Annotated in this window: 11 protein-coding genes; 3 read left to right on the forward strand and 8 right to left on the reverse strand. The window is 57.9% G+C overall.

Going from position 1 to position 13,722, the window contains the following annotated elements; genetic code table 11:
* Positions 1-17: 17 nt before the first annotated feature.
* Positions 18-2,336: a TonB-dependent receptor gene (locus tag ACM6IV_RS01535; RefSeq protein WP_414868448.1), complete on the reverse strand. Its 2,319-nt coding sequence runs from the start codon at positions 2,334-2,336 to the stop codon at positions 18-20.
* 207 nt (positions 2,337-2,543) lie between these two features.
* Between ACM6IV_RS01535 and ACM6IV_RS01540 the strand changes: the two genes are divergently transcribed.
* The gene (locus tag ACM6IV_RS01540; protein ID WP_414868449.1) at positions 2,544-3,224 is read left to right on the forward strand and encodes a Fe2+-dependent dioxygenase; all 681 of its coding nucleotides are present in this window, start codon (positions 2,544-2,546) and stop codon (positions 3,222-3,224) included.
* Positions 3,221-3,994: a tetratricopeptide repeat protein gene (locus ACM6IV_RS01545; RefSeq protein WP_414868450.1), complete on the forward strand. Its 774-nt coding sequence runs from the start codon at positions 3,221-3,223 to the stop codon at positions 3,992-3,994. The genes ACM6IV_RS01540 and ACM6IV_RS01545 overlap by 4 nt, the downstream gene beginning before the upstream one ends.
* Before the next feature lie 17 nt (positions 3,995-4,011).
* Here ACM6IV_RS01545 and ACM6IV_RS01550 read toward each other — a convergent pair whose 3' ends face one another.
* From ACM6IV_RS01550 to ACM6IV_RS01580, 7 genes are all read right to left on the reverse strand, one after another.
* The gene (locus ACM6IV_RS01550; protein ID WP_414868451.1) at positions 4,012-5,013 is read right to left on the reverse strand and encodes an alpha-xenorhabdolysin family binary toxin subunit B; all 1,002 of its coding nucleotides are present in this window, start codon (positions 5,011-5,013) and stop codon (positions 4,012-4,014) included.
* A 32-nt stretch (positions 5,014-5,045) separates the two neighbouring features.
* Positions 5,046-6,101 carry an alpha-xenorhabdolysin family binary toxin subunit A gene (locus ACM6IV_RS01555; protein WP_414868452.1) on the reverse strand — a complete coding sequence of 352 codons (1,056 nt, stop codon included), beginning with the start codon at positions 6,099-6,101 and terminating at the stop codon, positions 5,046-5,048.
* Between the two features lie 161 nt (positions 6,102-6,262).
* On the reverse strand, positions 6,263-7,426 hold the full coding sequence (locus ACM6IV_RS01560) for a type III PLP-dependent enzyme (protein ID WP_414868453.1): 1,164 nt from the start codon (positions 7,424-7,426) through the stop codon (positions 6,263-6,265).
* A 637-nt stretch (positions 7,427-8,063) separates the two neighbouring features.
* Positions 8,064-9,221 (reverse strand): betaine/proline/choline family ABC transporter ATP-binding protein, encoded by a 1,158-nt coding sequence (locus ACM6IV_RS01565; protein ID WP_016986352.1) that lies wholly within the window; start codon positions 9,219-9,221, stop codon positions 8,064-8,066.
* Complete coding sequence (locus tag ACM6IV_RS01570) at positions 9,218-9,871, reverse strand: ABC transporter permease (protein WP_414868454.1); 654 nt, start codon at positions 9,869-9,871, stop codon at positions 9,218-9,220. The genes ACM6IV_RS01565 and ACM6IV_RS01570 overlap by 4 nt, the downstream gene beginning before the upstream one ends.
* 12 nt (positions 9,872-9,883) lie before the next feature.
* Positions 9,884-10,777, reverse strand: coding sequence for a glycine betaine ABC transporter substrate-binding protein (locus tag ACM6IV_RS01575; RefSeq protein ID WP_414868455.1), 894 nt, complete (start codon positions 10,775-10,777; stop codon positions 9,884-9,886).
* A 21-nt stretch (positions 10,778-10,798) separates the two neighbouring features.
* Positions 10,799-11,488, reverse strand: a complete 690-nt coding sequence (locus tag ACM6IV_RS01580) for an ABC transporter permease (protein WP_414868460.1) — start codon at positions 11,486-11,488, stop codon at positions 10,799-10,801.
* Between the two features lie 359 nt (positions 11,489-11,847).
* Between ACM6IV_RS01580 and ACM6IV_RS01585 the strand changes: the two genes are divergently transcribed.
* Positions 11,848-13,431 carry a peptide chain release factor 3 gene (locus tag ACM6IV_RS01585; protein ID WP_414868456.1) on the forward strand — a complete coding sequence of 528 codons (1,584 nt, stop codon included), beginning with the start codon at positions 11,848-11,850 and terminating at the stop codon, positions 13,429-13,431.
* Positions 13,432-13,722 lie beyond the last annotated feature (291 nt).

Here is a 13,722-nt window from a genome sequence, read left to right on the forward strand (position 1 = left end):
CACATTTACAGCAGTGTTTAGAAGTGGAAGTTGGTGCTCAACAGTGCCGTACGGCCCGCCGCCTGGTTGGCGAAGTGGGTCGAGAAGGCTTTGTCGTAGTAGGTTTCGTTGGTCAGGTTCTGCACGTTGAGTTGCAGGTCGACGTTCTTGGTCAGCTTGTAGGCGGCCATCGCGTCGTAGCGAACGTACGAGTCGACCATAGTGGTGTTGGCCACGCTGCCGTACACGTCGTCGACGTAGAACGCGCCGCCACCGATCGTCAGCTTCGGCGTGACCTGGTAAGTGGTCCACAGGCTGGCGCTGTTCTTCGGCGTGTTCGGCAGTTCGTTGCCATCGTTGGCCTTGCCCAGCGGGCCGCCATCGACTTGTTCGCTGTCCATGAAGGCGTAACCGGCGAACACTTGCCACTTGTCGGTGATCTTGCCGCTGGCCGACAGCTCGACACCTTGCACGCGGGTCTTGCCGGCGTTTTCGTACGACGAGGTGTCGACTTGTACGCGAGCGTTTTCTTTTTCGGTGCGGAAGATGTCAGCGGTCAGCGACAGGCGATCGTTGAGCAAATCCCACTTGGTGCCGATTTCATAGTTCTTGGTGGTTTCCGGCTCCATGTCGCTGCTCAGCAGGTTGCCGCTGCGATCCGGGGTGCCGCCCAACGGGTTGCCTTCCTGACCTTCGCCCAGGGTGTTGCCCGGTGGCGTGGCAGAGGTGGCGTAGGAGGCGTAGATGCTGCCGTTTTCCGCAGGCTTGTAGACGACGCCGAACTGGCCGGTGACGAACTCGCTGGTGTCATCGCCCTTGGACGTGGTGCGACCCGCGGCGTTGTAAGTCTTGTAGTCGGTGTCGAAGTGGTCGTAGCGCAGCCCCATGTTTACCAGCCACTGCTCAGACAGTTCCAGGGTGTCGAACACATACAGCGCGTAGGTGTTGGCCTGGGTGTCGGTGCCGGCGTAGTTGCGCGAGATCGCGCCGTTCCACGGGTCGTTCGGGTTCGGGTTCGACAGCGAGGTGCAGTTGTAGCCGCTCGATGCGCCGATCATCGACGGGGTGCAGTTGTTGCTGGCGTTGCCCGGTGTGCGCGGCGTGGTGTCGGTGTTGACGGTGTACGAAGACTTCTGGCTTTCCTCACGGGTGTATTCAACGCCGGTGGAGAAGCTGTTCTTGAAGCCGGCGACGTAGAAATTGCCGAACAGGTCAGTCTGGTTGGTGGTGGTTTCGGTGTTGCTCACCCGCGTATTCGCCCGACGCCAGACGCTGCCGTTGTTGACGTTGCCCTTGCTGTCGTCCGGCTGGGTCAGGATGTAATCCTGCATGCTGGTGCCGTGACGCAGGGTGTTTTTGATCGTCAGCGAATCGCTCAGGTCATGCTCGATGGCGAAGGTCGCGGTGTCGGTGTGGCCCTTGCGGAAGTCGCGATCCAGACCGTAGAAGTTGTTGTGGTCACCGCCGGCATACGGCTTGTCCGGATTGGACTTGGTGCGTGCAGCGGAGCCACCGGTCGGGATGGTGTAAGGGATGCCCGAGTCCGGGGTGTCGTTACTTTCGAGGTGGTAGTAGTCGAGGTTGACGCGGGTGTCGGTGCCCAGGCCAAACGCCAGCGACGGCGCGATGCCCCAACGGTCGTAATCGACTTTGTCGCGACCGGCGACATTGCTCTCGTGGCTCATCAGGTTCAGACGGCCGGCAGCGCTGTCGCTGAACTGGTAGTTGCCGTCGAGGGTGTAGCGCTGGGTCTGGTCGGAGCCCCAGGTGAAGCCGCCGTCGAACGAGTTGCCCAGGTGCGCTTTCTTGCTTACCAGGTTGATGCTGCCACCCGCTGCGCCGCGACCGCCGATGGCAGAGTTCGGACCCTTGCTGACTTCAATGTTTTCCACGGCGAAGATTTCGCGGCTTTGCGAACCGGTGTCGCGCACGCCGTCGAGGTAGGTGTCGCCCTGCGCGTCGAAACCGCGAATGAATGGACGGTCGCCCTGTGGGTTGCCGCCTTCACCGGCGCCGAAGGTGATGCCCGGCACGGTGCGCAGCGCGTCCTGCATGTTCAGGGCGCCGGTGTCTTTCAGGACTTGTTGCGGAATAACGGTGACCGAGCGCGGGGTGTCGACCAGCGGTGCGGTGTACTTGGGTGAGGAGGCTTTTTCGACCTGATAGGACGTCGAGTCCTGGGCTTCGCCCGTGATCGAGGTGGCGTCCAGGGCAATGGCATTGCCGGTGGCTTTGCTGTCGGTTTTTTCTGCAGCGAACACCATCTGGCCAGCGGTGCCGGCGGTGATTGCCATACCGATGGCAGAGGCGAGCAGACGTGGTGAGCTCACCGGTAATTGTGCGTGTTGACGTGCCATTTTTATTCCCCTCCCCAAGGATTTGAGGCGGCGGAATATAGGGTAAACAGGTATTCGTATCAATTGCGAAACATTGTTATTCGCACTGAATTTACATTCTTTACAATTTAGCCTTACGGTTTTTGCCAGTTCATTCGTCCACCGGGTTTTACACAGTCAATAAGAATCAATACCATTGCCGCCTCTTTGCCATCAGGTGACATCGCCATGCTGCTGCACATCCCCGGACTGTTCGCGAAAGACGAAGTGCAGCGTATCCGCGAGGCACTGGAGCAGGCCGATTGGGCCGATGGCAAGATCACCGCGGGCTTTCAATCAGCCAAGGCCAAACACAATCTGCAGTTGCCCGAAGGCCATCCGCTGGCCAAGGAAATCGGCGCGGCGATGCTGGAACGGTTGTGGCAAAACCCACGGTTCATGTCCGCCGCGCTGCCGCACAAAGTCTTCCCGCCGTTGGTGAACTGTTACACGGCCGGTGGCAGTTTCGACTTTCACATCGACAACGCGGTACGCCAGCCCAAGGGCAGCATCGAGCGGGTGCGCACCGATCTGTCGGCGACGCTGTTCTTCAGCGAGCCTGAGGATTACGACGGCGGCGAACTGGAAATCCACGACACCTACGGCACGCAGCGGGTGAAGCTGCCGGCCGGCGACATGGTCTTGTACCCCGGCACCAGTTTGCACAAGGTCAACGCGGTTACGCGGGGTAGTCGCTATGCATCATTCTTCTGGACGCAAAGTCTGGTGCGCGAAGACAGTCAGCGCGCGTTGTTGTTCGAGATGGACGACGCGATTCAGCAACTCACGCAGGACATGCCAGATCACCCATCGCTGATCCGCCTCACCGGCACGTATCACAACTTGCTGCGGCGCTGGGTCGAGGTATGAGTTTTCAACTGCGTCGCGAGGAAATCCTTAGTGGCGAACAACTCAGTGCCATGCTCGGCGAAAGTCCGGCCCGTGCTGCGCAGGCGGTTTTGCTCGCGGCGGGCGAGGGCGAAGTTGAAGCGCAAGCATTGCTTGGGCAGATTCTTCTGGATGGTCAAGGCATTGCGCAGGATCAGGCGCTGGCGCTGCGCTGGTTTGGTATCGCCGCCGGGCGCGGGCATCTGATGGCGCGCAACATGCTCGGGCGTTGTCATGAGCATGGTTGGGGCGTGACGGCAAATGCGTCGGTGGCGGCGCAGCATTATCGGATCGCAGCGGAGGCCGGGCTCGATTGGGCGATGTACAACCTGGCCAATCTGCTGGCGACCGGGCGCGGTGTGGCGACGGATCATCTGCAGGCGCTGGCGTTGTATCGGCGCGCGGCTGAGTTGGGTCATGCGAAATCGATGAATCTGCTGGGGCGGTATCTGGAAGAAGGGCAGGTGTGCCCGGCGGATCCGGTCGCGGCGCGCGAGTGGTATCAACGTTCGGCCGAGGCTGGGGATTTTCGCGGGCAGTTCAGTTTCGCGGCGGTGTTGGCGGGTGAGGGGCGGATCGAAGAGGCCCTCAATTGGCTGGGTGAAGCAATGAGCAAAGGCAACCTGGCTTTTCTTCGTGTCAGCAGTGAGTCACTGCTGGCCTCCCCGCACCCGGACATCCGCAGCATGGCTCAGGCCTATCGTAAGCGGATGACTTTGCTGGGGGCCACCGTTGCCCCTCATCTGCGATGAAGGGCAACGGATGGCGATCAACCGCGTAGCCAGCGTCCCTGAAGCTTGTTCATATAGCTGCGCAGTGCCTGGCCGTTTTTGAGCACGAGTTCGCCGCGTGCCAGGATGTCATCGCGTGGCCCATCCATGACCGCATCGACAAAGGCATACAGCGCGTCGATCAGTTTGTTGGTTTCACTGACGTAAACCTGTCGGTGGGGAATGACTTTTTGCGTGTCATTCAATTGCCGGGTTCGGTTGTCGTTTTCACGCAACTGGCTTGTCAGAGACGACACGCGTTCCTCACGCTGCGAGATGCGGTTCTGAATGACGTCCCGGGCCTTGGTCAGGCTCTGGTATTTGATCAGCTCGTTGGCCTCGTCCAGAAATTTGTTGGCAACAATGATGCCGGCCTCCATCGCGGCGCTTTGCGGCGTTGGTGTGTTATTGCCAGACAACGTCTTCAATTGATCCAGCAGTGGTTTCAGGCGGTCGATAATTGTCAGCTTCTCGAACTCCTTGATCGCGTTGTTCAGCACGAGCAAATCAGCATTCATTTGGACAATGGGCGCTTGCTCGGTGATGAGTTGCTGCTCCAGAACGACTCTGGCGTCGGCGAGTTCCGCGAGCCGGAAACGATTGTTGCTGATGCTTGCGCTCTGGACGTTGTAAACGCCGTCTTCGAGTTTTTCGTGCAATTGCGAAATCTGGTCAGTGCACAGGTCAATCAGTTGGCTGGAGATTGTCGAGTAGACCTTGATGGCTTCCTTGGTCTGGGTGTCTGTTTGACGCGCCATCAACGCTGTCAGGGCTTGCAGGTTCTCGCGCAGATCATCGGTTTCCAGTGCGATGATCGCGCTGGTTATGGCGTTGGCGGCCAGTTGATCCGCGTGGCCAACGGCTGCGTTGAGGCCAAGCAGCTCGTTGCCCAAGGCTTTGATGTACAAATTGGCGGAGCCCACAATCGCTTGATATCGGATGGCTTCACGACTGTCGTGAACTGTGGCTAGATCGGGGAGTTGGTAACTCGCAAGTGTCATAAGAATTTCCTTTTCGTTGTTTTTTATATGAGTCAGTTGAATGCGGCGATCAGTGCATTCGAATTGGTTTGAATGGTTTTCCAGTTTTTCAAGACAACACGCAAACTCGAAACGAAGCTTCTGAGCGTGAGGAAGTCATGCATGCCCATTACTTTGTTTTTTGAAGAGTTGATATATTCGGAGATAGACACCCAGACTGTTTCAAGTTGCGAAGTGCTCTGAATGGCGCCGTCTACATAGATTAAAAGACTGTCAAGGTCAGTGTGCAACTGCAGAAGAGTGCCGGCGAGAATGTCTTTTTGTTTAACCTGCTCCACCAGTTGGTCCCGTTGCTCGCGCAACGGGGCAATATTTTTAATCTCGAATAATTCCAGCGTTTGATAAATACCCATCGGGTATGGACTTATAAAGGCCAGAAAGTGCTCGAAGAAATTGGGTTCGGCCTCTCGGATCTTCTCATCGAGGCGCGCTTGAGCTTTATCAATGGCCAGGTTCAAATCGGTGATCTGCCGATTGATCTCGTTATTGTTCGCCAGTTTCATCTTGCTGCCGATGCCTGGAGCGACGATATTGTTGAGTTCGGCCTTGAAGTACTGCAGGCGCAGTATCACGTCTTGACTATTGAGCTTCTTCTCATCGATGGAATCGGCGATAAACACCAGCGATTCCTGAATGGAGCCAAATCGGTTTTTCTCCGTCTTGCCTATTTCCAATGGCGGCAGACTGTTTATTTCATCCTCGGTGAGCGTGCTGATGGTGCCGAGATAATTCAAGTAGCCGGGCATGGTTGTGATGGCGTCGATGATTTCCTGGCCAAAGTTTTCCAGGTCCTCCGAGAAGGCTGCCAGGCTGCCACCGACGCGCTTCATGGCGTATTCGATATCACCCCATGCATTGGCGTTGTTGATGACCTTATGGTTCAGTTCGACAATATCAAAGGGTTCAAGCCCGACAATGCCGGTATTTTTTGCCTGTAACTGCTTTTCAATATCCGCGATCGAGCGCGGCAGTGATTGCGCGGTAGCGATGTAGTCCTTGATTTTCTTTATATCGTTCTTTGTGATTGATTTAGTTGAACTCGTTTGCACTTTTTAATCCTTTTCAAGTGACATTGAGTTCGTAGGTTAGAGTTGTTTTATGTGCGAGGTATATGTTTTCTATGTAACTTGTTGTTGGCGTGTAGTTGCGCTGTCAATATCTAAATAAAAAAACCCGTGCCTGGGCACGGGTTTTTTGGAGTTGCCAGTTATTATACGTAATATGACTTCAAGGGCGGGAAGCCATTGAACTCAACCGCGCTATAACTGGTGGTGTAAGCACCCGTCGATAACCAGTACAACCGATCACCGATCGCCAGGTTCAGTGGCAGACCGTACTTGTAGTTTTCGTACATGATGTCGGCGCTGTCGCAAGTCGGGCCAGCGATGACGACTTCTTCCATCTCGCCTTTCTTCTCGGTCCAGATCGGGAACTTGATCGCTTCGTCCATGGTTTCGATCAGGCCGGAGAACTTGCCCACATCGGTATACACCCAACGCTCGACGGCAGTGCGCGACTTGCGTGCAACGAGTACCACTTCGCTGACCAGAATACCGGCGTTGGCGATCAGCGAACGGCCCGGCTCGAGAATGATTTCCGGCAGCTCATCACCGAAGTCTTCCTTCAGGAAACGGATGATTTCTTCGGCGTAGGTTTCCAGGCTGTTGGTGCGGGTGATGTAGTTGGCCGGGAAGCCGCCGCCCATGTTGATCAGCTTGAGGTGGATGCCGTCTTCTTCTTTCAGACGTTCGAAGATCACTTTGACCTTGGCGATCGCCGCGTCCCAGACGCTGATGTCGCGCTGTTGCGAACCGACGTGGAAGGAGATGCCGTAAGGCACCAGACCGAGGTCGCGCGCGAGGATCAGCAGGTCCATGGCCATGTCGGTCTGGCAGCCGAATTTGCGCGACAGTGGCCAGTCAGCCGTGGTCGAGCCTTCGGTGAGGATGCGCACATAGACTTTCGAACCCGGGGCTGCCTTGGCGATGTTGCGCAGGTCGGCTTCGGAGTCGGTGGAGAACAGACGCACGCCCTTCTCGTAGAAGTAGCGGATGTCCTTGGATTTCTTGATGGTGTTGCCGTAGCTGATGCGGTCCGGGCTGACGCCACGGTCCATCACCTTGTCCAGCTCATAGATAGAAGCGATGTCGAAGCTCGAACCTTTTTCTTTGAGCAGGTCGATGATCTCGACGGCCGGGTTGGCCTTGACCGCGTAGTAGACCTTGGCGAATTCGAAACCGGCACGCAGGTCATCGTAGGCCTGGGCGATCATCGCGGTGTCGATCACCACGAACGGGGTTTCCTGTTTGTCGGCGAACGCCTTCATTTTGTCGAATGTAGTGCGCGCGAAATAGTCTTCGACCTGGATCGACATGCTGGGTGCTCCTATGGGCAAACTCGTAAAAACAATGGGTGCATGAACGCCCTCCGTATCCCCACTTTGGTTCGCCTACTTCCCAAGGCATGTCGCCGAAAGCAAAAAGGCCACGGGATGTGCAGCTTTCCCTTGGCCTTGCTGTCTCGTCGTCAGTACTTGAGCCGGATGGATCGTTTCCAGCATGGACGTTCGGCGCGAACTTTAGGGCGTGAGGGGCCTGAGATCAACTAAAAATGTCGCGTTTTTGCACGCTTCTGACGTGCGTCGCGTTCATCACTCTTTGTAGCCGACCGAGATGACGGGCAGATGTTCCCCGAGAATTTTCGAGTGTTAAAAATACCTGCACGTTCGCGGCTTTTGCCAGCGAAGTCGTGGGTAAGTGTGATGGGCGCAACATCGGCGACGTTGGCCGCGAGAGGGGGGTGTGAGAGGGATTTTGGCTGTTTCGCAGGTCGCTTTAGACAGGCTGCGGGCTTATTCGGTGTTGAGATTCTTTTCCGCCTGATGAGTGAAGAAAAAATCACCCGGATCCTGTGGGAGCGAGCTTGCTCGCGAAGGCATTTTCCCAGTCGACATCGTTGTTGACTGATATTCCGCTTTCGCGAGCAAGCTCGCTCCCACAGGTGTGTATTTTTTAGGCGACTACCGCTTCAGCCGGCGAGACGATACTGGTCTTCATCCCGCGCGAACGACCCGAGCTCAGATAAGCCGCAATCGACTCCTGCGTCACCTCACCGAGGAACACCCGCTCGGCATCCATCACCGGCAGCCACGCGCGATTGAACTCGTACATGCGCGACAGCAGGATGCGCAAATGTTCGTCGTACGCCGCCGTGGCATTGAACTCACGCAGGAACTGCGCGCAGGTGCCGGTCTGGCGGTGCAGGTCGCGACGACGCACATAACCCAGCGCCTTGTTCTCGGCGCAAGTGACCACGACGTAGCGACGGTCATGCTCGTCCATCAATTCCAGCGCGTCGGCCACCGGGGTTTCCGGGCTCACCGACGGTGCGTTGTCCGCCGCATCTTCCGCCTTCACCAACAACAGACGTTTGAGCGTGCTGTCCTGGCCGACGAAGCTGCTGACAAAGTCGTCTGCCGGATGCGCGAGCAGCGTGTCCGGGTGATCGATCTGCAGCAGTTTGCCGGCGCGGAAGATCGCGATCTTGTCGCCGAGTTTGATCGCTTCGTCGATGTCGTGGCTGACCATGATCACGGTCTTGTTCAGCGCACGCTGCATCTCGAAGAACTCGTTCTGGATCATCTCGCGGTTGATCGGGTCGACCGCGCCGAACGGTTCGTCCATCAGCAACAACGGTGCATCCGCGGCCAGTGCGCGGATCACGCCGATGCGCTGTTGCTGGCCACCGGACAATTCACGCGGATAGCGATGCAGATACTGTTTGGGCTCAAGCTTGATCATGCTCATCAATTCGCGGGCGCGGTCGTGGCATTTCTGTTTGTCCCAGCCGAGCAGTTTCGGCACGACGACGATGTTTTCCTCGATGGTCATGTTCGGGAACAGACCGATCTGCTGGATCACATAACCGATGTTGCGACGCAGGGTCACCTCGTCGAGATCGGTGGTGTCTTCACCGTTGATGAGGATCTTGCCCGAGGTCGGTTTGATCAGGCGGTTGATCATTTTCAGTGTGGTGCTTTTGCCGCAACCGGATGGCCCGAGGAATACACAGATTTCGCCTTCGTTGACGGTCAGGCTTACCGAGTCCACGGCTTTGACGTCTTTGCCGTTGCTTTGGAAAGTTTTGCTGAGGTTTTGAAGTTCGATCATTTGAGGAGTCCTTTTGGAGTCAGCGAACGTTGCAGCCACTGCAGGAAGAGATCGGCGAAGATCGCCAGAAGACTGACCAGCAGCGCGCCGACGATGAGCATCGACATGTCACTGCGGCTGATGGAAGCGAGGATCAACACACCGAGGCCGCCGGCGCCGATGGTCGCGGCGATGGTCATCACGCCAATGTTCATCACCACGGCGGTGCGCACACCGGCGAGGATCACCGGCACGGCGATTGGCAACTCGACCATGCGCAGGCGCTGGCCGAAGGTCATGCCGATGCCGCGCGCGGCTTCACGGATGCCCGGCTCTACACCGGTCAGGGCGAGGTAGGTGTTACGCATGATCGGCAACAATGAATAAAGGAACACGGCGGTGATCGCCGGCATCGGGCCGAGGCCCTGGCCGAACTTGGAGTAGAACGGCAGCAGCAGGCCAAACAGCGCAATCGACGGCACGGTCAGCAGCACGGTGGCGCTGGCCTGCAAGGGGCCTGCGAGGGTCGGAAACCGCGTCATCAGAATGCCCAGCGGCACGCCAACGACAATCGCCAGGGTCACGGCGATGCCGACGAGGGTGATGTGCTGCCAGGTCAGGTGCATCACCTGCTGCCAGTCGAGGTGGGAAAAGACGTTCAGAAATTCCATGACTTTTCCTCCTTAGTTAAGTGGGTGCTGGCGCAGGAAATCGGCGGCCACTTTCGATGGGCTTTCGTGATCGACGTCGACCCGCGCGTTCAGCTGGCGCATGGTTTCGTCATCAAACAGTTCGGCCAGTGGCTTGAGTTGCCCGGCCAGTTGCGGGTGTGCGTCGAGGTAGGCCTGACGCACCACCGGTGCGGCGGTGTAGTCGGGGAAATAGTGCTTGTCGTCTTCCAGCAGTTTCAGGCCGAAGGCGTTCAAGCGGCCGTCGGTGGTGTAAACCAGACCGGCAAACACTTGACCGTTGCGCAGCGCGGTGTAGACCAGGCCCGCGTCCATCTGGCGGATGTTCTTGCGGGTCAGGTTCATGTCGTAGAGCTTGACCATGCCGTCGAGACCGTCGGAGCGATTGGCGAACTCGGTGTCCAAAGCCACCAGATGATTGGTCTTGGCCTCGGCGCGCAGCACTTCGTTCAACTGGCTGATGGTGTTGATCTGCGGATATTCCTCGGCGACCTTCTTCGGCAGGGCGAGGGCGTAGGTGTTGCTGAATTTCGACGGCGTCAGCCAGACCAGGCCTTTTTTCGCGTCGAGTTCTTTCACCCGGGCGTAGGACTGCGCGCTGTCGAGTTTTTCCGTGACATGGTTGTAGGCCACCAGCGACACGCCGGTGTATTCCCAGAGCATGTCCAGTTGCCCGCTTTCGTGGGCGCTGCGGGCGAGGTTGCTGCCCAGGCCACCGGTGATCTGTGCGTCGTAGCCTTTGCTGCGCAGGTATTGCGCGGTGATTTCCGCGAGCAGGGTTTGCTCGGTGAATACCCGGGCGCCGAGGCGGATCACGGGCTTCTCGGCGGCTTGCGCAATTCCTGCAAACAGCAGGATGCAGCCTAAGATCAAGCTAAATCGTTTCATATTCATTCCTTCGCAAAAGCCTTAAGACGGGCGCAAACCGCGTTCCAGCCATAGACGGCTGGCGAGGGTGACCACGCCATCGAGCAGCAAGGCCAGCAGCGCGGTGCACGCGGCGCCGAGCAGCAGTTGCGGCTGATTGTTCAGGGCGATGCCAGGGAAGATCAGGCTGCCAAGGCTGTTGGCGCCGATCAGGAAGGCCAGCGGCGCAGTGCCGACGTTAATCGCCAGAGCTACACGCACACCACCGACGATGATCGGCACGGCGTTGGGCAATTCGACTTTCCACAGCACCTGGCGCGGCGTCATGCCGATGCCGACGGCCGCTTCTTTCAGCGAGCCCTGGACGTTTTTCAGGCCTTCGTAGGTGTTGCGCACAATCGGCAACAAGGAGGCGAGGAATAAAGCGAAGATCGCCGGGCCACTGCCGATGCCGAGGACGCCCAAGGCGATCGCAAGCACGGCCAGCGGAGGCACGGTGTTGCCGATATTGAAGATCTGCATGAAGCGTTCAGCGCGGCCGACCATGGTCGGGCGACTGAGGAAGATGCCGGCGGGGATGCCCACGACAAGGGCGGCCAGCATTGAAGCGAGGACGAGAATCAGATGAGCTTGCAGGTAAAACAACAAATCGTCGCGGTAGTGTTCGATCGTGTTGACGCCGATCCAGTGGACCAGCAGGGCCAGGAGCGCGATCACCACCGCACCTCCCATCAGCCCTTTGCCATAGCGGATAGCCACAGGCGGACTCCTTTTTTTGTAGTCGGCGAGCGCAGTCCCGTGTGGCATGCCAAACCTTGGCCGCCGGGAGTGAACGTTCGCGAAAAGTAGCCGTTTTTCAGGACCGGCAAAGCGGTCTGAAAGCGAGCCATGAGCGCAGCCTCGTCAGGCTAACTTGCTGATTTTTCAGCCCCTGACGAAAATTCGTAACAGGGGATGGACGTCTCCGAGCTTTAAAAGGTTCCCATCTGCGGCAGCATTTGGCCACCCTTAATGTGCTCAACGGTTCGGTTATTGCGTCGAGTTGGGCTATAATCGCGGCCCTTTTTTGAATCACCGCCAGGCGATTTCCCATGACCCACCAGGCCGCCGAAGTCGCGAAACGCCGCACTTTCGCCATTATTTCCCACCCCGATGCCGGTAAAACCACGATCACCGAAAAGCTCCTGTTGATGGGCAAGGCGATCGCAGTGGCCGGTACGGTGAAATCCCGTAAATCCGATCGCCATGCGACATCCGACTGGATGGAGATGGAGAAACAGCGGGGTATTTCCATTACCACGTCGGTCATGCAGTTCCCGTATCGCGAACACATGATCAACCTGCTCGACACCCCGGGCCACGAAGACTTCTCGGAAGATACCTACCGCACCCTGACGGCGGTGGACTCGGCACTGATGGTTCTCGACGGCGGTAAAGGTGTAGAGCCACGGACCATTGCGCTGATGGACGTCTGCCGTCTGCGTGACACGCCGATCGTCAGCTTCATCAACAAACTCGACCGTGACATCCGCGACCCGATCGAACTGCTCGACGAGATCGAAGCCGTGCTGAAGATCAAGGCTGCGCCGATCACTTGGCCGATCGGTTGCTACCGCGACTTCAAGGGCGTGTACCACTTGGCCGACGACTACATCATTGTCTACACCGCCGGTCACGGTCACGAACGCACCGAAACCAAGATCATCGAGAAACTCGACTCCGACGAGGCGCGCGCGCACCTGGGCGACGAGTACGAGCGTTTCATCGAGCAGCTGGAACTGGTGCAGGGCGCCTGCCACGAATTCAACCAGCAGGAATTCCTCGACGGTCAACTGACCCCGGTGTTCTTCGGTACCGCTCTGGGCAACTTCGGGGTCGACCACGTGCTCGACGCTGTCGTTGACTGGGCGCCGCGTCCGCTGGCCCGTGTCGCCAACGAGCGTACCGTCGAGCCGGTGGAAGAGAAGTTCTCGGGCTTCATCTTCAAGATCCAGGCGAACATGGACCCGAAACACCGCGACCGCATCGCCTTCATGCGCATTTGCTCCGGCAAGTACGAAAAAGGCATGAAGATGCGTCACGTGCGCACCGGCAAGGACGTGCGCATCGGCGACGCCCTGACGTTCTTCTCCTCCGAGCGTGAGCAACTGGAAGAGGCGTATGCCGGTGACATCATCGGTCTGCACAACCACGGCACGATCCAGATCGGCGACACCTTCAGTGAAGGCGAGGTGCTCGGGTTCACCGGCATTCCGCACTTTGCGCCGGAGCTGTTCCGTCGTGTGCGTCTGCGTGATCCGCTGAAGTCCAAGCAGTTGCGTCAGGGCCTGCAGCAGTTGGCCGAAGAAGGCGCAACGCAGGTGTTCTTCCCGGAGCGCAGCAACGACATCATTCTTGGCGCCGTGGGTGTGCTGCAGTTCGATGTGGTCGCCAGCCGTTTGAAGGAGGAGTACAAGGTTGAGTGCTCGTATGAGCCGATCACGGTGTATTCCGCGCGCTGGATTGAATGCGCTGACAAGAAGAAGCTTGAGGAGTTTTCCAACAAGGCTGTGGAGAACCTGGCGGTCGATGGCGGTGGTCACCTGACTTACCTGGCGCCGACGCGGGTTAACCTGGCGTTGATGGAAGAGCGTTGGCCGGATGTGAAGTTCCGCGCGACGCGTGAGCATCACTAAGCTTTTAGTTGGTTTGTTCGAAGCCCCCTAGGTGTATGCCTGGGGGGCTTTTTTTTGTTTGGTTGGTTTTGGGGGTATATCCGTTTCTGCGGGTGTTGCTGATTACGGTTTCGCCCTTACGGCGACTCACTTTTTTTACAAACGCCTAAAAAAAGTAAGCAAAAAAACGCTTGCTCCTACGTACGGCCCGCTCGCTGGGGCTCGGGGTTCCTTCGCTGCGGGATCGATCCGGGCGCAGCGCCTACGGTTTGCTTCGCTGCACCTCCTCTCGCTGTGTTTGGCTGCGCCAAA

Source organism: Pseudomonas sp. IT-347P (genome assembly GCF_949768005.1).
Lineage (GTDB): Bacteria > Pseudomonadota > Gammaproteobacteria > Pseudomonadales > Pseudomonadaceae > Aquipseudomonas.

Excerpts from the sequence above, each read along its gene's own strand:
- ACM6IV_RS01565 (WP_016986352.1), bottom strand. The coding sequence starts at position 9,221 with ATGATCGAACTTCAAAACCTCAGCAAAACTTTCCAAAGCAACGGCAAA.
- ACM6IV_RS01570 (WP_414868454.1), bottom strand. The coding sequence starts at position 9,871 with ATGGAATTTCTGAACGTCTTTTCCCACCTCGACTGGCAGCAGGTGATG.
- ACM6IV_RS01545 (WP_414868450.1), top strand. The coding sequence starts at position 3,221 with ATGAGTTTTCAACTGCGTCGCGAGGAAATCCTTAGTGGCGAACAACTC.
- ACM6IV_RS01580 (WP_414868460.1), bottom strand. The coding sequence starts at position 11,488 with ATGGGAGGTGCGGTGGTGATCGCGCTCCTGGCCCTGCTGGTCCACTGG.
- ACM6IV_RS01550 (WP_414868451.1), bottom strand. The coding sequence starts at position 5,013 with ATGACACTTGCGAGTTACCAACTCCCCGATCTAGCCACAGTTCACGAC.
- ACM6IV_RS01540 (WP_414868449.1), top strand. The coding sequence starts at position 2,544 with ATGCTGCTGCACATCCCCGGACTGTTCGCGAAAGACGAAGTGCAGCGT.
- ACM6IV_RS01535 (WP_414868448.1), bottom strand. The coding sequence starts at position 2,336 with ATGGCACGTCAACACGCACAATTACCGGTGAGCTCACCACGTCTGCTC.
- ACM6IV_RS01585 (WP_414868456.1), top strand. The coding sequence starts at position 11,848 with ATGACCCACCAGGCCGCCGAAGTCGCGAAACGCCGCACTTTCGCCATT.
- ACM6IV_RS01575 (WP_414868455.1), bottom strand. The coding sequence starts at position 10,777 with ATGAAACGATTTAGCTTGATCTTAGGCTGCATCCTGCTGTTTGCAGGA.
- ACM6IV_RS01560 (WP_414868453.1), bottom strand. The coding sequence starts at position 7,426 with ATGTCGATCCAGGTCGAAGACTATTTCGCGCGCACTACATTCGACAAA.